The sequence below is a fragment of the Pantoea sp. B623 genome (genome assembly GCF_024814475.1).
Taxonomy (GTDB): domain Bacteria; phylum Pseudomonadota; class Gammaproteobacteria; order Enterobacterales; family Enterobacteriaceae; genus Pantoea; species Pantoea ananatis.
In genome coordinates this window covers 3,813,561-3,837,282 of record NZ_JANUXM010000004.1, presented here as the reverse complement: position 1 = coordinate 3,837,282, position 23,722 = coordinate 3,813,561, and the positions used below count along the sequence as shown (strand labels likewise).

At 53.9% G+C, this 23,722-nt stretch carries 28 protein-coding genes and 1 tRNA gene; 4 read left to right on the top strand and 25 right to left on the bottom strand.

Translation table 11 applies throughout. From position 1 onward, the window contains the following. Nucleotides 1-128: 128 nt before the first annotated feature. From mlaA to ccmA, 10 genes are all read right to left on the bottom strand, one after another. A complete protein-coding gene (gene mlaA, locus NXS97_RS19950) occupies nt 129-893 on the bottom strand; it encodes a phospholipid-binding lipoprotein MlaA (protein WP_014605347.1) in 765 nt (254 codons plus the stop codon). Between the two features lie 131 nt (nt 894-1,024). Further along, nucleotides 1,025-2,236: a c-type cytochrome biogenesis protein CcmI gene (gene ccmI, locus NXS97_RS19945; protein ID WP_259232788.1), complete on the bottom strand. Its 1,212-nt coding sequence runs from the start codon at nt 2,234-2,236 to the stop codon at nt 1,025-1,027. Next, complete coding sequence (locus NXS97_RS19940; protein ID WP_022623449.1) at nt 2,236-2,691, bottom strand: cytochrome c-type biogenesis protein; 456 nt, start codon at nt 2,689-2,691, stop codon at nt 2,236-2,238. Before NXS97_RS19940 ends, ccmI begins: the two co-directional genes overlap by 1 nt. Further along, entirely contained in the window at nt 2,688-3,242 is a 555-nt protein-coding gene (locus tag NXS97_RS19935; RefSeq protein ID WP_013026577.1) for a DsbE family thiol:disulfide interchange protein, read from the bottom strand. The genes NXS97_RS19940 and NXS97_RS19935 overlap by 4 nt, the downstream gene beginning before the upstream one ends. Then, a complete protein-coding gene (locus NXS97_RS19930) occupies nt 3,239-5,197 on the bottom strand; it encodes a heme lyase CcmF/NrfE family subunit (RefSeq protein WP_116219878.1) in 1,959 nt (652 codons plus the stop codon). The genes NXS97_RS19935 and NXS97_RS19930 overlap by 4 nt, the downstream gene beginning before the upstream one ends. Next, nucleotides 5,194-5,679 (bottom strand): cytochrome c maturation protein CcmE, encoded by a 486-nt coding sequence (gene ccmE / locus NXS97_RS19925; protein WP_014605342.1) that lies wholly within the window; start codon nt 5,677-5,679, stop codon nt 5,194-5,196. The genes NXS97_RS19930 and ccmE overlap by 4 nt, the downstream gene beginning before the upstream one ends. Beyond that, entirely contained in the window at nt 5,676-5,909 is a 234-nt protein-coding gene (gene ccmD / locus NXS97_RS19920; protein ID WP_014594212.1) for a heme exporter protein CcmD, read from the bottom strand. The genes ccmE and ccmD overlap by 4 nt, the downstream gene beginning before the upstream one ends. Further along, nucleotides 5,906-6,646 carry a heme ABC transporter permease gene (locus NXS97_RS19915; RefSeq protein WP_014594213.1) on the bottom strand — a complete coding sequence of 247 codons (741 nt, stop codon included), beginning with the start codon at nt 6,644-6,646 and terminating at the stop codon, nt 5,906-5,908. Before NXS97_RS19915 ends, ccmD begins: the two co-directional genes overlap by 4 nt. 54 nt (nt 6,647-6,700) lie before the next feature. Beyond that, nucleotides 6,701-7,360 (bottom strand): heme exporter protein CcmB, encoded by a 660-nt coding sequence (ccmB, locus tag NXS97_RS19910; RefSeq protein ID WP_014594214.1) that lies wholly within the window; start codon nt 7,358-7,360, stop codon nt 6,701-6,703. Beyond that, on the bottom strand, nt 7,360-7,977 hold the full coding sequence (ccmA, locus tag NXS97_RS19905) for a cytochrome c biogenesis heme-transporting ATPase CcmA (protein WP_116219877.1): 618 nt from the start codon (nt 7,975-7,977) through the stop codon (nt 7,360-7,362). Before ccmA ends, ccmB begins: the two co-directional genes overlap by 1 nt. 243 nt (nt 7,978-8,220) lie before the next feature. Between ccmA and NXS97_RS19900 the strand changes: the two genes are divergently transcribed. The 3 genes from NXS97_RS19900 to NXS97_RS19890 all read left to right on the top strand — a co-directional run bounded on the left by NXS97_RS19900 (nt 8,221) and on the right by NXS97_RS19890 (nt 10,403). Then, nucleotides 8,221-9,153 carry a formate/nitrite transporter family protein gene (locus tag NXS97_RS19900; RefSeq protein WP_014594216.1) on the top strand — a complete coding sequence of 311 codons (933 nt, stop codon included), beginning with the start codon at nt 8,221-8,223 and terminating at the stop codon, nt 9,151-9,153. A gap of 73 nt (nt 9,154-9,226) precedes the next feature. Continuing rightward, a tRNA-Arg gene (locus tag NXS97_RS19895) sits at nt 9,227-9,301 on the top strand. A 283-nt stretch (nt 9,302-9,584) separates the two neighbouring features. After that, entirely contained in the window at nt 9,585-10,403 is an 819-nt protein-coding gene (locus NXS97_RS19890; protein ID WP_013026585.1) for a DUF4225 domain-containing protein, read from the top strand. On the opposite strand, the gene NXS97_RS19885 is transcribed toward NXS97_RS19890, so the two are convergent. The 6 genes from NXS97_RS19885 to NXS97_RS19860 form a co-directional block, all read right to left on the bottom strand. Next, on the bottom strand, nt 10,400-10,723 hold the full coding sequence (locus NXS97_RS19885; protein ID WP_013026586.1) for a hypothetical protein: 324 nt from the start codon (nt 10,721-10,723) through the stop codon (nt 10,400-10,402). The two genes, NXS97_RS19890 and NXS97_RS19885, sit on opposite strands and share 4 nt — an antisense overlap. A gap of 757 nt (nt 10,724-11,480) precedes the next feature. Continuing rightward, on the bottom strand, nt 11,481-12,194 hold the full coding sequence (locus NXS97_RS19880) for a glycerophosphodiester phosphodiesterase family protein (RefSeq protein WP_014594217.1): 714 nt from the start codon (nt 12,192-12,194) through the stop codon (nt 11,481-11,483). A 15-nt stretch (nt 12,195-12,209) separates the two neighbouring features. Beyond that, on the bottom strand, nt 12,210-13,319 hold the full coding sequence (locus NXS97_RS19875; RefSeq protein WP_105078816.1) for an ABC transporter ATP-binding protein: 1,110 nt from the start codon (nt 13,317-13,319) through the stop codon (nt 12,210-12,212). A 5-nt stretch (nt 13,320-13,324) separates the two neighbouring features. Beyond that, on the bottom strand, nt 13,325-14,389 hold the full coding sequence (locus tag NXS97_RS19870; protein ID WP_105078817.1) for a carbohydrate ABC transporter permease: 1,065 nt from the start codon (nt 14,387-14,389) through the stop codon (nt 13,325-13,327). Further along, on the bottom strand, nt 14,389-15,303 hold the full coding sequence (locus NXS97_RS19865; RefSeq protein WP_200286851.1) for a carbohydrate ABC transporter permease: 915 nt from the start codon (nt 15,301-15,303) through the stop codon (nt 14,389-14,391). The genes NXS97_RS19870 and NXS97_RS19865 overlap by 1 nt, the downstream gene beginning before the upstream one ends. 44 nt (nt 15,304-15,347) lie before the next feature. Then, nucleotides 15,348-16,724, bottom strand: coding sequence for an ABC transporter substrate-binding protein (locus tag NXS97_RS19860; protein WP_014594220.1), 1,377 nt, complete (start codon nt 16,722-16,724; stop codon nt 15,348-15,350). A 60-nt stretch (nt 16,725-16,784) separates the two neighbouring features. Between NXS97_RS19860 and NXS97_RS19855 the strand changes: the two genes are divergently transcribed. Next, nucleotides 16,785-17,975 (top strand): ROK family transcriptional regulator, encoded by a 1,191-nt coding sequence (locus tag NXS97_RS19855; protein WP_042676770.1) that lies wholly within the window; start codon nt 16,785-16,787, stop codon nt 17,973-17,975. Between the two features lie 202 nt (nt 17,976-18,177). On the opposite strand, the gene NXS97_RS19850 is transcribed toward NXS97_RS19855, so the two are convergent. From NXS97_RS19850 to NXS97_RS19810, 9 genes are all read right to left on the bottom strand, one after another. Beyond that, complete coding sequence (locus NXS97_RS19850; RefSeq protein WP_013026593.1) at nt 18,178-19,035, bottom strand: hypothetical protein; 858 nt, start codon at nt 19,033-19,035, stop codon at nt 18,178-18,180. Between the two features lie 136 nt (nt 19,036-19,171). Then, on the bottom strand, nt 19,172-19,705 hold the full coding sequence (locus NXS97_RS19845; RefSeq protein ID WP_015699804.1) for a fimbrial protein: 534 nt from the start codon (nt 19,703-19,705) through the stop codon (nt 19,172-19,174). Nucleotides 19,706-19,738: 33 nt separating this feature from the next. Then, nucleotides 19,739-20,242: a fimbrial protein gene (locus tag NXS97_RS19840; protein ID WP_014594224.1), complete on the bottom strand. Its 504-nt coding sequence runs from the start codon at nt 20,240-20,242 to the stop codon at nt 19,739-19,741. Nucleotides 20,243-20,251: 9 nt separating this feature from the next. Continuing rightward, the gene (locus NXS97_RS19835) at nt 20,252-20,764 is read right to left on the bottom strand and encodes a fimbrial protein (RefSeq protein WP_019106036.1); all 513 of its coding nucleotides are present in this window, start codon (nt 20,762-20,764) and stop codon (nt 20,252-20,254) included. Beyond that, nucleotides 20,754-21,548, bottom strand: coding sequence for a fimbria/pilus periplasmic chaperone (locus NXS97_RS19830; protein ID WP_259232787.1), 795 nt, complete (start codon nt 21,546-21,548; stop codon nt 20,754-20,756). The genes NXS97_RS19835 and NXS97_RS19830 overlap by 11 nt, the downstream gene beginning before the upstream one ends. Further along, nucleotides 21,527-22,201, bottom strand: a complete 675-nt coding sequence (locus NXS97_RS19825) for a hypothetical protein (RefSeq protein WP_116219840.1) — start codon at nt 22,199-22,201, stop codon at nt 21,527-21,529. Before NXS97_RS19825 ends, NXS97_RS19830 begins: the two co-directional genes overlap by 22 nt. Continuing rightward, nucleotides 22,201-22,419, bottom strand: coding sequence for a FaeA/PapI family transcriptional regulator (locus NXS97_RS19820; RefSeq protein WP_014605330.1), 219 nt, complete (start codon nt 22,417-22,419; stop codon nt 22,201-22,203). The genes NXS97_RS19825 and NXS97_RS19820 overlap by 1 nt, the downstream gene beginning before the upstream one ends. Before the next feature lie 161 nt (nt 22,420-22,580). Then, nucleotides 22,581-23,135 (bottom strand): fimbrial protein, encoded by a 555-nt coding sequence (locus tag NXS97_RS19815; RefSeq protein ID WP_019106037.1) that lies wholly within the window; start codon nt 23,133-23,135, stop codon nt 22,581-22,583. Then, nucleotides 23,135-23,713: a fimbrial protein gene (locus NXS97_RS19810; RefSeq protein ID WP_228525783.1), complete on the bottom strand. Its 579-nt coding sequence runs from the start codon at nt 23,711-23,713 to the stop codon at nt 23,135-23,137. The genes NXS97_RS19815 and NXS97_RS19810 overlap by 1 nt, the downstream gene beginning before the upstream one ends. Nucleotides 23,714-23,722 lie beyond the last annotated feature (9 nt).

The window sequence follows — 23,722 nt, the reverse complement described above, 5'->3', positions numbered from 1 at the left end:
TTTTTTATTGCTCATGGGAACGTCACACGTCATGCAGCCTGGTGACAACCCTGTAACAGCTTCACGTCATCACCCCGGGCCGCTTATCAGGCCGCCCTTGCGACAGGCGGCTTCAGGCGGGCCATGATTTACTGCGAATCAATGTCTTTCAGATCGTCCTGGATCGCCGCCGCATTCGGATTTTCTTCTGGCTTCAGCTTGCCGCCGCGCGCCAGGAAGTCGTAGCGCTGGAAGTAGGCGCTACGGATAAAGGCGTAAGGATCGCGTTGCTGTTTCAGGATAGCATCCGAGTCCAGCAACTGTGCGCGCGATTCGATGCCTTCCAGCGTCCATTTACCGATGGACATGGGCCAGGTCAACCAGCCAAGCACAGGATAAAGCGTATCGACGTAATCACCGCCGTCTTGACGTATCGTGAAGCTGCCATAGGCCGGTAACTGCACATAAGGGCCATAGCCCACGCCATAGTGACCGAGCGTGGTACCAAAACGCTGCGGTCCCTGGCGCGCCAGTTCCGGATTGGCTTTACCGGCGACATCAATGAAACCGCCCAGCCCCAGCACCGTATTCAGGAAGAAACGTGTAAAGTGGATACCTGCATTGCGCGGCTCGCCGACCAGAATCGCATTTACCATACTGGCAGGTTCGCTGAGGTTGCCCAGGAAGTTGCTGAGGCCCGCGCGCGCAGGCACGGGAACATAGTCGCGCCAGGCCACTGCCACAGGGCGCAGCACGTAAGGGTCCAGCACGTTATAGTTGAAGTTAAACATTGTGCGGTTAAAACCTTCAAGCGGATCGCTACGCCCTGCAGGCGCATCGTCAGCAGGCTTTGAACTGGCACAACCAACCAGAAGCACACTGGTCAAAGCCAGGCTGGTCAGGCGGTGATCCATTTTTTTCTCCCTGTGCATATAAGTTATTTATACCCTGCTGAGTTTCAGCGGGTAGATCAGCGCAGTCCAGCAAGCATAGCTGATATCTCCCGTGCGGTTGGCAGATTCAGACATTGCCAGACGCCAGCCGGTTAAGGCTGCTGTTTATCAATCGCGACGTCAATGTGCTGATGGCCATCCCAGGGGACTACCGTGCTGACGCCAAACCAGTCACCCGGCTCAGGATTTGCACGGCCATTTCGTGCAATCCTGACGCGAACCTGAATCTGTTTCTGCGTTGAAAGACGTCGCTCTTGCAACATCGCATTACTGTCATCCAGCGTCAGCGACACGGGAAAATGTCCGGGCGATATGCGCTTCACCGCGACCGGTACGGGCGAGACGCCGTCAGTCACCGAAATATACATGACTCCGCCCGGCGGTAACATTTTTTCTGCCTGGGGAGAAAGCGTGACCTCGACCGTTAGTTGACTGCTTTGCTGCCCGGCATCGGTTTTAGCGTGTTCAATGCTGCGCGCAATGCCCTCACGACGAGGATCGTCGGCCGGTAACACCTGCAACAGGGTTTGCCAGCTGTCTATCGCCTGCGAATACTGCTGTTGTTCAAACGCATTATAGGCCAGCAGGCTTAGGGTGCGGATATCCTGCGGATGCTGTTTAAGCAGATCCTTGAGCAGCAGCCCGGCCTGGCGGTTATCCTGAGGATCGCCCGATCGCGTCAGCACCTCAGCATAATCCTGCTGCAGGGCAAAATTATTCGGTGCCAGCTGCAACGCATGCTCGAAAGCCTGACGCGCGCCCGTGGCATTGTTGAGTACCATACCGAGGCGGCCCAGCATCGCCCAGCCACTGAGGTTATCAGGTTCGGTTTGCAGCTGGCTGCGCAAACCGAGCTGCAGGCGAGAGAGCTGCTCTTGGGTAAGTGGCCGGGCATGGGGATCCATGAGCTGGGCGCGCAGCGCCTGATACACTTCCTGCACCTGGAGCCAGCCACTTAACTGCGTTAAGCCACCGGTTTTAAGATAGCTTGCCAGTGACACGATAACTAAAACGATCAGGCCGGGTAACAGCACCCAGCGACGGCTGCGGTGCGAGTGGGCATCCGTAGCGGGCGGAATATCGCTAAGCAGGGTTTGCTGTAACTCCTGCTCCATCACGGCGCGATCGGCAATCACGCCCTGCTCTTCGTCCAGGGTCATCTCAGCCAGCCGCTGCCGATAAAAATGCGTATTAAGGTTGTCGCGCGCTGCCGTGTGGGTTTCACGTTGACGCCAGCCTGCGGCTAAAAACAGTATGCAGGCCGCCAGCAGCAGCAGAAAAATCGTGAGTAAAAAAACGGCCATTATCGTTTCCTGTCCGACTTCAGAATCGCCGCCAGACGCTGTTGTTCCTGGTCATCAAGCTCGCTTCGGGTTTTACGCTGACGACTACGCCACACGATCACGGTACCGCCCACAATCACAAACAGCGCCGGGCCAGCCCACAGGATCAGTGTTGAGGGCGTGACAGGCGGCTGGTAACTGACGAAATTGCCATAACGCGCCACCATATAGTCGATGATTTGCTGACGGCTCTGCCCCTGCTTCATCAGTTGATAAACTTTCAACCGCATATCTGACGCAATCATCGCATTAGAATCGGCGATGCTGTTGTTCTGGCATTTGGGACAGCGCAGCGAGGCCGTGATTTCACGGTACTGCTCCTCCTGCGCCACGGAGTCAAACGCATAGGTATCAATCGCGGCCCACAGGCTGGCGCTAAACAGCAGCCCACAGAGCATCATCATCAGGGATCTCATGCGCCGCTCTCCTTCGTGTATTTATCCCACAAGGGTTTGACTTCCTGTTGCCAGACGCGCGGGTTCAGATCGCCAGCATGGCGATAGCGAATAATGCCTTTGCCATCAATCAAAAAGGTTTCAGGTGCGCCATAAACGCCGAGATCGAGGCCCAACATCCCGTTACCGTCATACAGGCTGAGCGCATAAGGATTACCCAGCGTGTTCAACCAGGTTACTGCCTTCTGGCGATCGTCTTTGTAGTTCAACCCTACAACCCGAACGCCCTGCTCTGCCAGCTCATTAAGATAGCGATGCTCGGCGCGGCAGGTCGGACACCAGGTTGCCCAGACGTTCAGCAACAGTGGTTTACCGGTGATCAACGTTTGCTGATCATAGGTTTTGCCTGGCTTATCCAGCGCCTCCAGCCTGAACACGGGCAAGGGCTTACCAATTAAGGCCGATTCCAGCCGTGAAGGATCGTCCCCTTCCGCATTACGTGACAGCTGCCACAGCAGCGCGGCAGCCAGCAGTAAAAATAATCCCAGCGGAATAAACAGAATTTTTTTCATGTCCGCACCTCGCGATCGGCTTTCTTGCGCGAGCGATAGCGCGGGTCCAGCAAACAGAACAGCCCTCCGACGGCCATAAACAAGCCGCCAAACCAGATCCAGCGGACGAAGGGTTTGTAGTAGATACGCACCGCCCAGCTACCGTCACTGAGCTCTTCACCCAGCGCGGCGTAAAGATCGCGGGTAAAGCCGCCGTCGATCGCCGCCTCGGTCATCATGGTGCGCGCGGCAGAGTAAAAGCGTTTTTCCGCATACAACACGGCTTCCGGCTTGCCCTTGCGGGAAACGTCAATGACCGCCACGCCGCCGCTGTAATTAGGGCCTTGTAAGTCCTGAACATCACGAAAAACAAAATGGTAGTGATGGATATCGACGCTGTCGCCAGCTTTCATGCGCACGTCGCGCTCAACGCTGTATTGGGTACTGAACGCAATGCCAATAACGGTGACGCCCACGCCGAGATGTCCAAGCACCATGCCCCAGTGACTGCGCGAAAGGTGACGTAATCCGGTAAAAAAACGATGACGATGAGTGGCACGCTCATGCAGCTCCATCAGGGTCAACAGGATGATCCATACCGCCATCAGTAATCCCACCACCGTCATGGCTTCAACACGATCCTGCAACCACCAGGGCAGCAGCACGGAGGCCAGCAGCGTCACGAGCAGCGCTATCAGCAGACGACGAACCAGCTTTTGTGGCTCATCGCGTCGCCAGCGCACTAACGGCCCAATACCGAGCATTAACGCCAGCGGAGCCATCAGCCAACTGAACATGGTATTAAAGAAGGGTTCGCCAACGGAAATGCTGCCCAGCCCTAACTGTTTATGCACCAGCGGTAACAGCGTGCCGAGCAGGACCACCAGCATGGCCGCGATTAGCAGCACGTTATTCCCCAGCAGAAAAGATTCTCGCGACCAGAGCTCATTTTGCACCCGACTGCGCACCTGGCCGCCTTTAATGGCATACAGCAGCAGCGAGCTGCCAATCACGATGACCAAAAATGCGAGAATAAACATGCCGCGCGCCGGATCGGAGGCGAAAGCATGTACCGAGACCAGTACGCCGGAACGGACCAGGAAGGTGCCGAGCAGGCTCAGGGAGAACGCGGTAATAGCCAGCAGCACCGTCCAGGCCTTGAAGGTGCCGCGTTTTTCCGTAACCGCCAGCGAGTGCATTAAGGCGGTGCCCGCCAGCCACGGCATAAAGGAGGCGTTTTCCACCGGGTCCCAGAACCACCAGCCGCCCCAGCCCAGTTCGTAATACGCCCAGGCGGAACCGAGTACGATGCCAATGGTCAGGAATAACCAGGCGGCGGTAGTCCAGGGACGCGACCAGCGCGCCCAGGCGGTATCCAGCCGTCCCGCCATTAATGAGGCGATGGCAAAAGCAAAGGCCACGGAGAATCCGACATAGCCCATATACAGCAGTGGCGGATGAAAGATCAGGCCGATATCCTGCAACATTGGATTAAGATCGCGACCGTCTACGGGAAAATCGGGCAGCGTTCGGCTGAAGGGATTGGAGGTGAGGATGATAAACAGCAAAAAGCCCAGATTGATCATTCCCATTACCGACAACACCCGAGCCAGCGCGTCCTGCGGCATACCGCGGCTGAAAATTGCCACGGCCAGCGTCCAGCCACTCAGCAGCAGCACCCACAGCAGCAACGATCCTTCATGCGCGCCCCAGGTGGCCGCAATGCGGTAGTAAACCGGCAGCAGTGAGTTTGAGTTGTTGACGACATAGCTCACGGTAAAATCGTTAACGATAAACGCCCAGACCAGCAGCATAAAAGCCCCCGCGACGCAGGCAAACAGGCCAACGGCAAGCGGACGCGCCATGCCCATCAGGCGGGCATCCTGGCGCCAGGCGCCCCACAGAGGATAGACGCTGAGCAGCAGCGCCAACGCTAATCCAAGACAGAGTAAGAAACTGCCCAGTTCTGGCATCATGGTGTACGTCCTGCCGGGTTATTCGCGGCCTGTTGCGCAGAGGGTGCGGGTTTCATCGCGGTGCTGATTTCGGGAGGCGTGTAGTTTTCATCATGTTTTGCCAGCACCTCTTTGGCTTTGATCAGGTTGCCGGGTTCAAGTACGCCCTGCGCGACAACGCCCTGACCTTCGCGGAACAGATCCGGTAAAATGCCGACAAAGCTCACGTTGACCACACCGCGACCATCATAAAGCTGGAAGGAAACCGCCAGCGTGTGGGGATCCCGCGTTACGCTGCCAGGCATCACGACGCCGCCCACGCGCAGGCGCTGTCCGGGCTCAGGCTTGATGTGCGCATCGCCTTTTCCCTCCAGGATTTCACCCGGCGTATAAAACAGATCGATATTGGACCGCAGCGCATACATCACCAGTGCGGTCGCCAGTCCAAGTCCGGCAAGGATCGCCACCACGACATACAGGCGATTACGACGGCGGGTATTCACTTCTCTTCTCCTGCCGTATGGTTGGCGGTACGTTGAACGTTGGCCGCTCGCAGGCGGCGCTCCCGTGCATCACGCTGGCGAATGTCCGCCAGCAAACGTCGGTGTGACCACCTACTATGCAAGATCAGGGCGAAAAGCGGCACCAGCGTGCCTGCCACCGCCAGCCACACATAAAAGGCGTAGCCGCCCATGGCAACGAAGTCATGCCATGAGGCAAAAGCGGGCGTCATACTTTGCTCCTTGTCTTCGCCAGGGCAATTGCCCAGGGACGTTTACGTTCCGTAAGCAGAATCAGGTTACGTAAGCGCATCAGCGTTAAGGTGATAAACAACAGCAGGTCACCCAGGATGGCCCAGCGCAGCGGCGTGCGCATCGGCGGCGCGATCGCCTGTTGCAGCAACCCGGACGATCCCTGATGTAAGGTATTCCACCACTGCACAGAGAAATGAATGATGGGCAGATTGATCACCCCGACCAAAATGAGCACGCCTGCGGCCCGCCCGGCCATGCGACGATCGTCGAAGGCCTGATACAGCGCAATCACGCCCAGATATAAAAACAGCAGCACCAGTTCTGACGTCAGTCTGGCATCCCATATCCACCAGGTTCCCCACATCGGCTTGCCCCAGGCAGAACCGGTGACCAGCGCGATAAAGGTAAACACGGCACCGATTGGCGCCATCGCCGCTGACACTAAATCGGCCATTTTCATCTGCCAGACCAGCCCCGTGAACGCCGCAACGGCCATCGCGCTGTATATCCCCATCGACCACATGGCCGCCGGAACGTGGATATACATAATGCGAAAGCTGTCACCCTGCTGGTAGTCTGCCGGTGCATAGCCAAATCCCCATACCCAGGCCAGCAGCAGTACCGCCGCACTGGCCAGAGCAAACCACGGCAGCAGGCGACCGCACAACTGATAGAGCCGTTCGGGCTTAGCCAGCTGATGTAATCCTTTCCACATGTTCAATTGCTCACATTAAAATAAACGCTAATAACACGTCTGAGGCGTGCTGATTTAGTGCAGCGTAATCCGCAACGCCGCGGCGGTGGCAAAAGGTGCCAGCGTTGCACTCGCGACCAGCATTGCCCCCAGTAACGCCAGATAACCGCCAATGGCGACGCCCTGTCCTGCGGCATCAATGGCCGCGCTGGCAAAAATCAAGACAGGAATCGCCAACGGCAGGACCAACAGGCTGAGCAGCACGCCACCACGACGTAATCCCACAGTCAGCCCCACCCCAATTGCGCCAAGAAAACTCAGCGTCGGTGTTCCCAGCAGCAGCGTCAGTGCCACCGCTCGCCAGCTCGGGATATCCAGGGACAGCAACAGAGCCGCCAGCGGCGAAAGCAGGATTAACGGCAAGCCGGTGACCAGCCAGTGGGCAATCACTTTGCCCAGCACCATGACCGGTAGCGGCGTGGGAGACAATAAAAGTTGCTCCAGCGTGCCGTCATTGAAGTCATCGCGAAACAGCCTTTCCAGCGCCAGCAGCGAGGAGAGCAACGCGGCAACCCAGACAATACCAGGCGCGATCCGGGCCAGTTGCTGAGGATCGGGACCGATACCCAACGGGAAAAGCGTAATCACGATCAGGAAAAACCACAGTGGATTAACCACCTCCGCACCGCGACGACAGGCGATGCGTAATTCACGTTGAATAAGACGACACAACATTACTGCCACTCCATGGCATGCAGGCGAACGGTTTTTATCTGGCCGTTCAGCCCCGGCAGCGCCTGATGACTCGTCACAATAACAGAACCGCCCTGTTGCGCGTGTTCCGCAAAGCGCCCCATTAAGGTGTCGACGCCGACAGGATCAAGAGCGGTTAAGGGTTCATCCAGAATCCACAGGGTTGCCTGGGTCAGCCACAGCCGGGCCAGCGCGATTCGCCGCTGTTGCCCTGCAGAGAGCTGCGCGGCTGGCACGTCTTCATAGCCCGCCAGTCCGACGCTGGCTAGTGCAGTAAAAATATGCTCATCGCGGCAGTTCGGATGATAAAAGCGTAGATTTTCCAGCGCCGACAACGCCGAGGTGATCCCCGGCAGATGCCCAAGATAAAGCATGGCCTGATGCCAGACATCGCGTTGCTGATGAATTTGCTGCGACTGCCAACGCACCTCGCCGTGTTCAGGCGTGCTCAACCCGGCCAGAATCCGTAGCAGCGACGTTTTACCGGCCCCGTTTGGCCCTTCAATTTGTACGATATCACCTGCCGACACGCGAAACGTGAGCGCCTCAAAGAGCGCACGTTCATCACGCACACAAAGCAGATTCATGATTTCCAACATGGAGGGGTAAATCGCGCCAGCCAAATAAGGCGCAAATGATAGCACAATGTTGCAGTGTGCCGAAGACCGTGCGCGGCCCCCTTTCCCACTGAGGTTAGATATTCGTGCTTTTCACGACGTTAAGCGGACAAAAAGCGCACCACAGCAAAATGTTGTAACTTTTGTTAGCTGTTGTAGAAACAATTTCGCGGGCCAAAAAACGACTACGCTTATAACGCATTTGCACTGTTACCAGGAGAAAACATGAAGCCTTCATCAAGCACCAGTCAGGGACCTAACGACGTAGACAGCGAAGAGAAAGAACAGGGCAAGGAGGATATTGAAGTGGATGAAGACGCCCTGCCCTCTCGCGCCGCCGCTATCCATGAGGAGATTCGTCAGGACGGGGAAAAAGAGCTGGAACGTGACGGCATGGCGCTGCTGTGGTCAGCTATCGCTGCCGGGCTGTCGATGGGCGCCTCGCTGATGGCTAAGGGCATTTTTCAGGTGCATCTGGATGGCGTGCCCGGCGCGTTTTTACTGGAAAATCTTGGCTACACCTTTGGCTTTGTGATTGTGATTATGGCACGGCAGCAACTTTTCACTGAAAACACCGTGACCGCCGTCCTGCCCTTTATGCACAAACCCACTGTGAGCAATCTTGGCTTATTGCTTCGCCTGTGGGGCATTGTGCTGCTGGGTAATCTTATCGGGACAGCGTTCGCAGCTCTGGCGTTTACTGAAATGCCGATTTTTGATGAAGCCACCCGCCAGGCCTTTACCGACATCAGCATGAAGGTAATGGAACATACGCCGGGCGAGATGTTTGCGAATGCGGTGATTTCAGGTTGGATCATTGCCACCATGGTCTGGATGTTCCCCTATGCCGGTGCCGCCAAGCTGTTTGTCATTGTGATGATGACCTGGCTGGTCGCGCTGGGCGATCTGGCGCATATCGTGGTGGGTTCCGTCGAAGTGCTTTACCTGGTATTTAACGGCAGCATTCCCTGGACCGAGTTTCTCTGGCCCTTTGCTATCCCGACGCTGTTGGGCAATCTGACGGGCGGTACGTTGATTTTCGCCCTGATCAGCCATGCGCAGATTCGCAATGATATGGGCGAAGCTGCCCAGGCAAAGGCGAAAGCGGAACGACGTAAAGCGGAGAAAAAACGTCAGCAGCAACAAGAAGAACGCTAAATTGCTGACAGAATGAGCAAACGCGCGGCGGTGTAGTGAATCCTGCCGCCTAACTGCGGTATACTGCGCTGGCGTCTCCTTAGTTAAATGGATATAACGAGCCCCTCCTAAGGGCTAGTTGCAGGTTCGATTCCTGCAGGGGACACCATGTATGCCTTTCTTCAAGTCTACTTAACCTCATTTTAGACATTCATCTGAACCCTTCTTCCTTCAGTTAAGCTACTAAAAACTTAGATGTGTCTTCATAAACAACATCAGGCCACTTACATGACGAAGCGTTAAAGACGAATCAATCTCTCCTGTCCTTCGCTACGTCAAATCCCGGGTTCATTGCCCCCTCTTCTTCAAACCTTGCTTTGGATGTATTTGTTTTGTTTCTTAACCCACGCTACTTTAATATTCGATAAATCCTGCTAAACAAAGGTATCGTTATGGACAACTACTGGGACAGAAACAGGCAATCAAGCTACTTTCTGACTATGGCAAGCCTGGAGGCCAACCACTTAGTCAATGTGGCAACATCCCTCTCACAGTTCCATCTCAAGGATGCCCTTGTTCGCCTGAAGTTTCAGGATGAAGTGCGAGAGTTTAGCCGCTCGCAGCTTCAAACCATCCGCACTGCTACCTCGGATGACAAATGTCAGGAGTGCATCCAAAATCTCAAGCAGGAAACCCAAAACTTGAAGATTCAAGACAGGATGCTCAGAACAGGAGAAGCTGTCGTATCGTCTTCTGTGCAGTTTTACCATGACCATGAAAAAGTCATTGGGTATGTCATTGACGGTATCGGCGTCGTGCTGAGTGGCATGCAAATTGTTGCAGGGGTTGGTCTAATCGTAGGCTCTGTAACAACAGGCAATGTTATCGGAGTAGTGGCAGGCTCAGCCCTGGTGATGAATGGTGTGGGTTCTGGGATTGAGAGTATAGGTAAGCTAAGTGGTGTGCCTCACCCATCTAACCCAGTAAGAGATAAATATGAAGACGCAGCCGATTTTCTCGGTTTTGATAAGCGCTTAGGATTGTTAACCTACCAGGTCGTGGACCTGACAACATCATACTATGGCCTTTTCAAGCTTACCCTAAAACCTGAAGCATGGAGGTTATACAAATATCTACCAACCGATCACTATCGCAAAGTCCAGCTTCTGAGTAAACCAGCACTCGCTCTCAAAGGTTTGGGTGCTATACACAAGGGAACTGGAATAGGTATGAACCTTTACCAAATGAAAAACAATCCTGCACAGAACTAATGTTTATTCTTCCTGATAAATTTGTATGATTTCCAGGCTAAGTTAAGAGGCGTGACGAAATACACCACGAAGAAAGCGAAAGTCAGGACGATGATGTATGGGATGGCATTTGAAGAGTCTGCATTAAAAATGCCGTTCAATCCAATTAGAGCCAAAATAACCAGAGCAATGACCCCTCCCCAAAAGCGTTTGCTAAGATCAATCACGAGACTCTGAAGTGTGTCTTTTTTAGATTCATCTTTGTTAATGATGCTTTTGAGTTTACCGATATTCTTGGCAGAAAAACCGTTATCGAGAAGTTTTTGCTCAAAATCGTTCATTCAGTGCGCCCTGAGTCGATATGGTATTAAATTTATCATATCATAGCTTAAAGTTAAGATGCCACATGTTCTGTTGACGGAGAATTATCATCGAATTCTTTTATAGGAGTAATCCAGCACAGCAATCATATATCAATGTATTTAAAGAAACATATCACTCCCAAGCTCTTTTCTTTACGTCAAATCATTGCTTTTAATAAAGATTGAAAATTAAAAAATAGATATAACCTGGTTGCTTTATAAAAATTCAGCACATCCAAGGCAACTTTTCAGATCGTTTCAGACAGAATGAAAACCTTGCCTGAACAAAAAAACCATGACACTCATCACACAATTAAAATATAGCCACCAAGCTAAAACCTTCTCAAAAATATCTAAAGATAGAGAATGTCAGAATATTTTTCGCTTTTCCTTTTTCACCCTTAATGAGTTTCAAATTGAAATTAACATATAAAAAAGAAAATATTTTTCGGCATGCATATATATAACTTAAATGTAATAATAAAAAATAGCACCATTTAAAAAATCATTTACGTTAAACATCTTTTCGCTTATGCGTACAAATTACATCCTTTGGAAATACACTTTTATCAAATCAGAATTCACTATCCAAATATTCTCTTCATTGTAAAAACCTTGCACTACCTTCGTCCAATTCAAACATCGAGATTATTTTGATTTCAAAGCAGTATTTTGCTTCGACGTTCTAAAGGTGCTTCCCAATGAAAAACACCTTCAGGTGCGCTATTCGATCATATTACATGGCTGTTTGATTACGTATTGTACTAAAAATATCCGGCCGATTAAGGTTAATATAATCGACGCCCGCCGCCGCGATTTCCTGATGAATTGCTATGTCGTCACCACCGTAATAAACCATGATTTCAAGCTCGGCCTGACGGCTCGCTTCAAGGATGGCTCGATTACGCATCTGTTCTACGCTCAACTCAATGAGCGATGCATGATGAACGGTTCTCACAAGAGAGGGCGACATCGCGATATCAAGGGTGATCATTTTACGAAAGTCCGGCGCGGCGGCCTGAAGACCGCGGCGCATTTCCTCGGAAAACGAAAAGAAGAATGTGTCACGGACCATACCGAGATCCCGTACCAATGCAGCTACTTTAGCCGGATCGCAGTATTTCAGCTCGATATAAACGCCCGCGCGACCGCGCAAATGCTCAAGATAAGCATCAAGCCGCGGCACCATGGCACCTTTAAAGCGCTCGTCGAATCCGCTTCCTGCATCCAGCGCATCGATATCGCGCGATAAGGCATGACCCACAGGGCCGGTGCCGTTAGTGGTACGATCCAGCGTTTCATCATGGATAACGTAGAGCACGCCATCGGCACTTTCTCGCACATCCAGCTCAATGTAATCAGCCCCCTGTTCCAGCGCCAGGTCTGCGGAAAAGAAGGTGTTCTCTGGCGCGAAATGGTTGGCGCCACGGTGTGAGACGATTCGGGTCATTAGGGTAATTTCCTGTTAGCTGGCAGCATGGACATGTTTGCCGGTATGGCAGAATACGGAGAGGTTGGCATGAAGATCGACGATGCGTTTACCGGACGAATTAAAAATCAGGGTCAGCGCGGATTGGCATGCGATACCGATTCGGGAACCGGGCGCATGACGCACTGCTTCACCGTATTCCAGTGCATGGAGCCTGCCGGCTGGCGTGTCGATCGTGTAAAACACTTCGCGTCCTATCGGCTCAACGGTCATCACCTCTCCACATAGCGGCGCATCATCAGGGGCAACCAGGCTGATATCCTCCGGACGCAGACCAAAACAGACGGGGCCATCGTATCCGTGATTCAGTTCGAGTGACATTTGTCCCAGTTGCAGAAAGCGCCCCAGGGCTTGCCCCTTCACCAGATTCATGGGCGGCGAGCCGATAAATCCTGCCACAAAAAGATCGTCAGGACGTCGGTAAAGATCCTCTGGCGTACCGATCTGGACGATTTCGCCCTGATTCATACAGATAATCCGATCGGCCATGGTGATGGCTTCCATCTGGTCATGAGTGACGATCAAGGTGGTGAAGCCAAGACGTTTCTGAAGATTCTTAAGCTCTGTCCGCATGGTGATACGGAGTGTTGCATCAAGGTTAGAAAGGGGTTCGTCAAGTAACAGGATATTCGGTTCCTTGACCAGGGCGCGAGCCAGCGCCACGCGCTGCTGCTGCCCACCTGAAAGCTGCGACGGACGTCGATCGAGTAGTGCGCTGATTTGTACAAGACTGGCCGCTTCTTCCACGCGCCTGGCGATTTGATCTCTATCTAATTTTTTAAAGCGCAACGGAAACGCGATGTTCTCACGCACCGTCAAATTCGGGTAAAGCGCATAAGACTGAAAGACGATACCGACATTACGATCGCGGGCATCAATGCGATTGACATTGTGCCCGTCAAACGCGATCTCACCACTGCTCGGCGCATAAAGCCCCGCCAGCAGAAACAGCGTCGTTGATTTACCACATCCAGATGGCCCGAGGATGGCGACGAATTCGCCGTTCTCGATGGTAAGATTGATCGGTTTCAGGACCTGGGTCTCGCCCCAGTTTTTGGTGACATTGTTGAGAGTGATCGAGGCCATGACAATTATCCCTTAATACCGCCAAAACTCATTTGGGTGATGTATTTCTGCGTGAAGGTGTAGAGAACGAGCACGGGGAGCAGGTAAATAATGCCGACGGCGGCGATCATGCCGTAATCCGCACCCGTATTGTCCTGTGCAACAAAGAAGAGGTAGAGGCTCATCGTCATCTGGCTTTTGTCGATGAGTAATGTCTGAACAAAGACGTACTCCTCCCAACCGCGCAGAAAGGTAAAGGTGGCGATCGCAATCAGTCCGCTGCGCACCTGGGGCAACACCACCATGCGGAAGGCCTGAAAACGGGTGGCACCATCAGTCACCGCACTCATCTCAATATCCCAGGGCACGCCGTCAAAAAAGCCTTTAAGAACAAAGATCGCATAGGGCAGTTCCAGCGCACTCATGACCATCACCACGCCGGAGAGATGGTTGAGCAGGCCCATATAGTGGAGCTGGATAAAGATGGCGATGGTGAGTGCCAGCGCGGGGAAAGCATGTAACAGCAGCAAACCGCGAAGAAAATTTTCCCGGCCGGCAAAGGCAAAGCGGGATAGCGCGTAGGCTGCTGGCGTGGCGACGATCGTCACAATCAGCGTCTGAGAGACGGCAAAGATCAGGGAGCTGCCCAGTGCCGTCCAGACCGACGGCATCAGATCCACACGCGTTGTGCCGGTATTCGCGATATCCCGCAGCCAGAGAAACCGGTAGTTGTGCAACGTCAGATAGGGCATCAGAAAGATCATCACGAGGAGCAGCACGATGATGCCGAGCGCACTCCAGGACAATACCGGCCTGCGCAAGCGCTCTGCCATAAAAGCAAGCACGAGCGCGCCGAGATAAGCCACGCCCGCAATGGCGCTGGTGCGCCAAAGAACAAGCCGACTGATAGATGCATCAGAGGTGGTCAGGGATTTCGCAAGAAGCCAGAGGTAAGGCAGCAGGATCGGAACCGAAATCAGCGTCAGGAAGAGAATGACCACAGAAAGGAAGCCGACACGATTGACGGTACCTCTGCGTTCAAGACGGGCCCATTTCGATGTGGCAACCGATGTGGTTTGGACGAGTGACATCACAATACCTCGATTTTCGGCGCGGCGAATGTCGCGCGCATATTGCTGACACGCCACTGTATTAAGGTCGCGGCGACGCCGATCACCATCAACCCCAGCGCCAGGGAAGCACCATAGGCATAAGCACCATTTTCAAAGGCACGACGGTAGATGTAGAGCGCATAAGGTGTGGAGTCGTAAACGGGACCGCCCCCGGTGATGAGCAGAATGTATTCGTAGGTCGTCATCAGGGAGAGCCCCTGATAGATCGTAATAAATCGAATGGGCTGAGACAGCGCGGGGGCCACAACATAACGCAGCACGCCCCACTCGCTCGCCCCATCTATCCGTGCCGCATTGGCAAGATGTGAAGGGATGGAACGAATCGCTGACGTCAGAATGACCATGGCAAAGGATGCGCCGACCAGGCCATTTGCCACCACGATCAGAAACAAGGGGAAATCATTGCGCAGATTCATCGGCTGCAGCCCGAAGGAACCCGTTATCTGATTAAGCAAACCGGACGGCGTGGGATCGGCCACCCATATCCACAGAATGCTGTAGAGCACGGCCGGTGACATGCGCGGCAAAAGCCAGAGACCGCGAAACAGATTCCCGAGTCGGTCAGGGATTGCCGTTGATGTGATAGCCAGCAGCGCACCCAGCCCGACATTGAAAAGAAACAGCGTCGCCGTTACATAAATCAGCGTTGTTAGTAGCACGCCAGGAATACGCGCATCACGCGACACAATCCGCTCAAAGTTATGCAGTGTAAATTGACCGACCCGAAGATTCGCGCCCATATCGGTAAAGGCGATAACGGTATTGACGATGATGGGCGCCAGGAAAAAAACGACCAACAGCGCGATAGCGGGCGCGAGATAGAAGACGGGCCGGGCGGGTCGGTGCGCCCGTGGCTGGAACTGCGACATCATCTCACCTCCCTCAATATTAACGATCGCATTGGGCGGGCTAAACCCTATTTGCTGGCAACGGACGAACGGATTTCTATATCGTCGCCGAACTGCAGTTCTAACTCTTCAGCGATAAAATCCACGGCCTGTTTTGCGGTCATTTTCCCTGTTTCCACGGCCTGAAGGCCGCTGAACAGTACCTTGTTGTAGCTGCCAAACTGCGTCTGATTGGGCACGAACTTCGCATGCGCCATCATGGGCGAGGCAGCAGACAACACCCAGTTATCCCGGTATTTCGGCATCGCCGTTTGCGCGTTGCTGATGGCGGTGTGATAGGAGGTTACGGCATGTTCGTTGTTAAAATAGGGCAACGTTGCCAGTGCCACGAGTTCGGCAGCGATGTCGGCATTTTTACTTTTGGCATTCACCGTATAGAGAAGCGGATGCGACAGGTTTGAGGGCTGGCCGCCCTTTTTGGCCGCGGGAGCAGGAATCCAGCCTATCTTATGAAAATAACCGTCTTTGTCCGACGGCCAGACGGCCCCATTTTTGTCACCCAGTTGCCAGGCTACCGCCCAAACGCCCTGGTGGAAAATAAACGCCTTCTCCTGCTTGAACGCACCCTGAATGGCATCCCAGCTCATCGCCGTATTATCGACAGGCGTAACGCCCTGCTTAGCATTACGCGCATACCAGCCAAGGGCGTCGGCCATTTCCGCTTTGGGGAAGATGAGTTTGCCGGTCTTCTCATCCATAAATTTCACGCCGTATGACTGAAAAACCATAAGATAATCAATACCCACGTTCGGGCGGTGCAGCATGCCATACTGGGCCGCTTTACCGTCCACGACCTCTTTGGCCAGCGCAGTCAGATCGTCAAGCGTAAAATCACCGGATTCCACCCTGGCAGGGATAGCGTTAATAAAAGCTTCATCCTTGCCGATTTTTCTCAACATATCTTTGTTGTAGAAAAACATGCGTATTTCGGCATCCTGCGGTATGCCATAAATCTTGCCATCGTTTGCTTTTGCTGCATCCCACAGCACAGGCAGGATATCGCTGTAGACCCACGGCGCAGCAGCGATCTTATCGTTCATTTGCAAGGCATAACCGTCCTTAGCAAACTGGCCAATCCACTCATGAGGCAGTACATAGATATCCGGCCCCTGCCCGACGGACATCGCCTTCAGCATGTCCATCGCGAAGTCGTCCCAGCCTTTGACCGCACTGCTGTTGGCCTGAATCACAATATGTTTATCGACACCCGCAGCCTTGAATTGCTTGTTCATGATGTCGGCGGCATCTTCAATATTGGTGATGCGGTTGGGTGCGCTGCGCTCAGCAAGCGTGGAGAGTTTGATGGTGATCTCTTCGGCATGGGCAATGCCGACACAGAGCGCGGAAATCATTACGCTTGCCAGGAGAGTGCGTTTTTTCGACATGGTTTTTATTCCCGTTGTACCTATTATTTAAGTAAGTTAATTTATTTAAATGACAGGTTCATGACCACGCGACAACGACAGGGAGAAGCGGCATTGACTTCATCGAAGCATTGGGAAGGAATCGGAACAACGCAGTCTGCGGTGCTGCGTTATCTGCGTCGCAACCACGCCGCATCGCGTGCCGAGCTCGCCGAGGGCTGTGGCGTAACAGCGGCGGCCGTCAGCATGATGACCCGCGATCTCATCAGGCGAGGGATCATCGTCGAAGGGGCGCGTCGCCCGTCTGGCCGGGGCGCTCCGCACATTGATCTCACGCTGAATTCCGCCATTGGTTATGCCGTTGGAGTTCATGCCAGCCGCTTCTCCATTACGCTGATGCTGCTTGATTTCACAGGGAAGCGGGTTGACGAAATTGAGCTGCGCGGCCTTTACGATACCTTCGCCACGGCCCGATCAGCGATTCAGAAGGGGCACAGAGCCCTGCTTGAGAGAAACCACATTCCGGATACTTTAGTGATTGGTGCAGGCATTGCCATGCCCACGCGATTCCAGCGGGGCGTTGCTCCCCTTCATCTGGCTCCCGAGGTGCTTTCCTGGGATGAACCCGGACTGTTCGAGTCCATTCAGCAGGCGCTGGGCTGTCCGGTGTTAATTGAGAATGATGCCAATGCTGCAGCGATGGGTGAAATGGCACTGGGTAATGCGGCTAATCATGAAGACTTTCTCTATCTCTATCTGTCAGAAGGCGTCGGCAGCGGCATTATTCTGGGTAGACAGCGTTATCGCGGTCATCTTGGCAACGCGGGCGAAATTGGTCTGTTACTGCCACTCGACAGGCCCCGCCCCTCCTTTACTGACCTTGCGGCATGGTGTCAGCATCGCCTCGGCCAGATACCGGATGGGCGCTCACAAGACATCTGGCAGCGATTCCTTACTGAAAACGTCAGCGTTCTCGACGAATGGATCGAACGAACAGGCCCGGAAATCGCCCGTCTGGGCTTTATGCTGAACGCTGTTCTTGCCCCTGCGGCGATCTATGTGGGGGGAACACTGCCTCAAAGCGTTCGTGAACGGCTCGCGGTCTGGCTCGACTTCTCCAGGCTGGATAGCTTAAAGGGCAGCCGTGTCGTGCAACCCGAGATCTGCCTGCCGGATATCTCCGCCACGGATACCGTCGCATTTGGGGCCGCCGCCATGGTTCTGCATAACGTTGCCCAACAGGATGGCGGGGATCGCCAGGGATTTAGCTGACATCTCAGTCTCACTGCGTGGTTAAAATGCAGCGCCCACGAGTGGGGCGCATTCAACGTGAAAACAGTTCCCCCCTGTAATCCTGACTCAGAGGGCGATGATTAACAGGCCTGGCTTCCCACAGGCTTTTAGATCCGACCAGAATGGCCCGTTCAACATTGTGCCCTGTCAGGCCCGGTAAATATCAATCCTGCCAGCACGATTACGGGTAGGAAATAAACAGTATTGCTGTACTGTTAAAAGCCCCTGCCACAGGTTGCCCCTTCAATTCCGCTTGCAGCTTATAAGTCGTTGAGCCTTGCTCCGTTGAAACCAGCCTTTGGGATTGTATCAACTGCCCATCGATAGTTAATTCGGCTTTCATGCCGTTACTTAAAGGGACAGAGGAATCTTCACTTGTCAGATCGATAATATAGTTGGCCGGTCCCGAGCAATACACGCTGATATCCTTTTCCCGCGTCTGTCCTTCAGCCTCTCCCACATGGACTATGCCAAAATCGATATCCACATTAGGAGTTTCCATCGCGCACCAGGTTTGGGTCGGCGGCGATAACTTGCAAGAGTTATAACTGGAGGTAAACGTTGTGCCGAGCACCGAATTAACATCATTGAGATAGCGTAAACAAACTCGGCCGCGCGTCAGCCGCGAATCTGACCCCACATTATCAGGGACGGTCGCCATATATTGCCCGCCTGGATCTATTTTCTCATGCAGACAATCGATAAATTGATGTATGTCATCGGTGGGGCAGCCTTCCCCGCGAGCAATGATATTTTCGGGTGGCACACTGGTATTCCCGGGGCCTGCACAACTGCCACCACTTTGTGTGCACCAGTAAAAATAAATCGCAATCCCTGAGTTTGCCGTAACGTAGTGAGGTTGATGGGGATCGATGTAACTCGTGGCGCGTCCGACATGAAATTCGACCTGTGTGCCGGGCACTTTTTGCGTGTTACCCACAAAAATCGGGAAAGGTGCATTCTCATGCAATAAGGCTTTCACCGGGCATGACGAAAACAGCAGAAAAAACACGCTGGTTAGGAAATAAAAAAAACGCATGAGGTTTCCTCACAGACTATTCATTACAAAAGGCCTTAAGCTCCGCCTTTCGCCACAGGATTCGCGACAGAGAGGCGCCTTGAGTGAAAACCGCGCCGTGTGGGCGTCACCTTTCAAGGTAAGGCACCCGCCGTTTTCACTGAAACTCAGCGCGTAACGTTACCCTGGCCGTGAAATCGCCTTCATCCAGCTCCGCACCTTCACGCTGAACCAGCACGGCTTCTATCTTCGGTAGCGTCTGGCCATTCACCTTGTACGCTTTGTTGAGTTCAAACGCCGCATCGTCGATATACAGTTTCACGCCCAGATCCGCCTGCTCTGCGGTCACGACCGTTGCGCTCTCGTTATCAAATCCTGCCGCTGTACCGGCGACGGTTAACACCAGGTTCCATGCCAGATTACTGCTATCGCACTCCAGCCCCGGGTTAACGGCCTGGCGATACAGACCATCGGGAACGCTTTTAATTCTGATGCTTTCCCCAAAGCTGATTTCCAGCGTGCTGTCTCCGTTAAGGATGCAGGACGGCGGGGTGATAAGCGTTCCTTTGAGCGCAAGATTGTTCGCGTAGACATCGGGTGCAATCAGGGCTAATCCCCCCAACAGCAGACTGCCCACCCGTATTCCGGGCCACCGATGTCGACCTTTCGCATATCCTTCATAACCAGGCATCCTGACTCCTTGATTTGTCATGATGTTCCATGTTTACAGGTAATTCGCTATCAAAGACGCGACGACGCTGAACTCTCCGCCGTTGAGCGTTACGCCCTCCTGCCTGACGGGCCGAACGGTAAAGGTGAGATCGGGCATGCCCTGCGCGCTGACGTTCGTTTGGATCCAGTCGTTGAGCGGCATCGTTCTGTCACCATAGATCAGGCGAAAACCGAATCCCGCCTGATGACCGGCAAGCAGTTCAGGGTTGAACGCCGAGGTGATGCCATCAATGCGCAACCGCACATCGCGTGAGCTGCAGTCCAGCGGAACCACAACCTCCCGGCTGTAAACATTGCTGTTGTCATCGTCCAGCCGGGTTGTCATCACATCATCACCAAAATTCACCGTGATGGTGTCACCGTTATTAACGGTGCAGGGAATACGTTCGATTAGCGTGCCGCGAAACGTCACATCCGCCTTCGGGTTCTCACTGGCTGCGTTAACCGGCAAGCAGAATACGGCGCTAAACACGAGCGGAATATAAACAGGGTGCATGCTGGCTCCTTACTGATACTCAAACACCATCGTTCCATTACCTGTAAAGGTACCGGCCGTGGGCAGAGCGTTGTTCTGTACTGCCAGCACGGCCCATAATTCGGGCAACGCGCCGTCGTTATAATTGAATGCAACGCTGCTGCCCGGCGACAGCGCGGCATTCTCATGCATTAACTGAATACCCAGTGCCGATTTGCTGGTTGCAAGCAGCGAAGTATTAAATGCAGCCGGTTCGCCGATAATCGTGACTTTTAGCCCCTGTTTAGCCAGGGATGTACACAGCAGGCTGTACATGATTCGTGTCTTTTTATAATCAACGCCGTTTATTCGGCTAATCACCACATCCTCACCAAAGTCCACCTCGATGGGTTCCTGGTTGTTGACCACGCATTCCGGCGTCTCCACCAGAATGCCGCGGATGGTCAGCGTGGTCATATCCCCATTGTTAACCTCTGCCTGTACGCTGCTCGCCATGAATGCAGTCAGCAGCAGAAGGCTGCACAGCCTGAATTTAGCTTTCATTGCGCTCCGCCTGCTGTTGCCTAAAGGAAATCTCATTCGGTATGCGCGATTTCTCTGCCTGGCAGGTGTTGCCGTTGCAAATAAACGGCAACAACCGTTGGCTGCCGTAATCGCTGACGAACATCAGAACCGGCGTGCTGCCTAACTCACTGACGGTCGGACTGAGCAGTTGGCGGCTTTTCGGTGCCACCATGACGGGTTCAAAACGTGCCAGTCCGCTTCCGGTCAGGCTTCGTCTGACTTCGACGAAGGAAAAATGGTAGGGCGTTGGGTTGTGCACTTCATACTGGTTTCCCTGCTTAATCAGCGTCAGGGTTTCCGTGCCGGGGACCGTATCTGACATCGGATCCACGTTCAGTCCTTTAGGGCGATAGAAGACTTTGAGCCGGATCTGCATCGCCAGCGTCAGGACGTTGGCTTTAGCCGATTTTGGCGGTATTTCCCGCAGATTAAGGTAGAAAACGCTTTCCCTGTCTGTCGGCAGCGACGAGATGGCCGGGAGAACCTGAATACGCACCAGCGTCTTGCCGCCCGCTTCAACACGCTGCACCGGCGGCATTACCATCAGCGGACCGCTGATTTTTTTTCCGTCTACATCTTCCATCCAGCCCTGCGCCAGGTAGGGATCTTTTTCATTGCGGTTGGTTACGTTCAGGCTGATCGACTTTTCCCCCTGATTAAGGATCAGGCGCGATCGATCAACCGTCAGCGCGCCATGGGCATTCACACTGCCTGCCAGCGCCAGAATGGCCCAGAGCTTTATCAATATCGCTTTTGTCCACATAGCAAAATGTCCTGTTGTGTTTCCGGCTGCCCGAGGCAACGCCTGTCTCTTTGCGCAGTCGGCGTGATGTTCTGCGGGATGCCGCCGCGCTGTTCCACCGCCTGCCCGTGCGCTAACCGGGCAGGTTTCAGCAGGTAATCGCTTTTAAGGCCGCGCAACAGGCGAAAACGAATCAGCAGAGAAACCGGCCCTGTTGCCCCAATTTTCTTCATCACAGCCAGTCGAATACCGCTGTCACGTTTACTGTGTGACTGGTGTGGTTTGCCCTGTATAAAGGCGCGCATATAGATCACTTCACGCCGGGTCAGGTAAATGGCCTCTTTTTTTACCGGCACCTTCAGGTGCGCGCATCGCGCCTTGATGTAAAGTTTCTCCATCAGTGCCTGCCGGGATTCGCCCGCGTCTGACAGCAGGATGCGCTTCGGATCCACCAGGCCGCTTAACACCGACAGCACCGGGTTACTGCCGGCAATCACAATCATGCATCCCTTTGCGAGCCGTGGATTCATGCTCCAGGCGAGCAGCGCTTGCATCGTCGGAAAGTAGAATCCCTGAAGGCGAATCTGCTTGCCCAAATGGTCTGACAGCGCCTGCTGTATCGCCTCAAGCCCAAGCTGGAAGAAGGCGTTTGAACACACATTTGTGCCAGTCATCAACGACCCGCCCAGCGCCGGGCCGCCCCCCGCCAGGGCTTTTCACGCGGCAGCGCCTTGACCCGCCCTTCTTTCTCAAGATCCAGCAACAGCAATCGGGTTTTGTACACGCTAATATCCAGCGCGTCAGCGATGTCTCGGGTGGACAGTCCCTTGTCCACGTCCCTGGCGGTGCCCAGCACGGCAAGGCACTGTTGTTTCAGGCGTTCGTTACGCATATCACCTCCCTGATCAGTACCCGGCCGCGCACGCTGGCCGGATGAGTTTGAGTACCGGCTTGATGGCCTTGATCTAACAAGCTGAAGATATTCAACGGCTGTACCTCCTGATGCTGTGCGCTTTGCGGCCTTGACTACAAGGCGGCAGTAACGGTGCTGTTTTATTCGTATTGCAACTGAAAGGTGATCATTGCACTGTATTCCCCTAACGTGACCTCGCCATTTGCGGCCGTACGCTGCAATCGGGCCAGCCACTCCAGCCGATTTTCCGTGTCGGTGAGTTCAACAGGCGGCTGAAGCACACCGGGAAGTACCGCGTTACCCTGAGCATCGTTGACCGCCAGCCCCAACCCTTCCACCGTGCCATTCAGCGCAAAAAGTGCAGGATTTACGGCGTTTTTATCGCCAAAAAACGTGACGCTTACCTGCGAGCCGACAGACAGGTCACACTCTTTTAGCGCAATGGAAAAGTCGACCGGATAGGACTGATGATTGGTGGTAAAGTGCCGGGCGACGATGGGCGAGAAGGCTACCGTCTGATCCACCGAATCCATGTCGACCAGACAGGGCACGGCAAGCAGCGTTCCGCGGAACACAACGTCCGTTGATCCCGCATCCGCTTTCGCCCTGACCAGCAGCAGCGCGGTGAACATCGTGAGGCCAATCGCTATCAGCAAACCACCGCCCGCGCGACGAAAACGGATTAGGTTCTCCATCACTCGTACTCCATGCCAATGTTGATAACGGCCTGCCACTCGCCCGCTTCCAGCGGATCGCGGTTACGCCAGAGCTGTGCTTTGAGTACCAGGTCATTGCGCCCCTCGGCAAGCGGAACGGGTTGGCTTAACAGGCCGGGAATCAGGAGGTTACCCAAAGAATCCTCCATGCGCAGAGAAAGACCGGATGCGCCTTTTATGCTGAAAAATCGCGCATCATCATTGGCCCTGTCGCCGAGGAGACGCAGTCTGACCGAGCGCTGATCGGCGAGCCATAACCTGTGGCGCAGGTCCTGTGGGGTGCCAGAATGCCGGGCGCCGCTGGGACAGTGATCCAGTACGAGATGAATATCCACGGGCACAGTGACATCGCCTGTCTTGTTTAACGCCGCCAACGCAACAGGGCTGAGCGTAATATGCTGAACCTGAGATTCCGGCATTAATACACAGGGCGAGGTGATCAATGAGCCTGAGGCCTGCAACATTCCTCTTAGCGTATTTTCCCACCGGGCTTCCCGTCCGTGAGCTCGCGGGAACGTGGATATCAGCGGCACTGCGATCAGGGTTATTGCCATCATGTGTTTCCA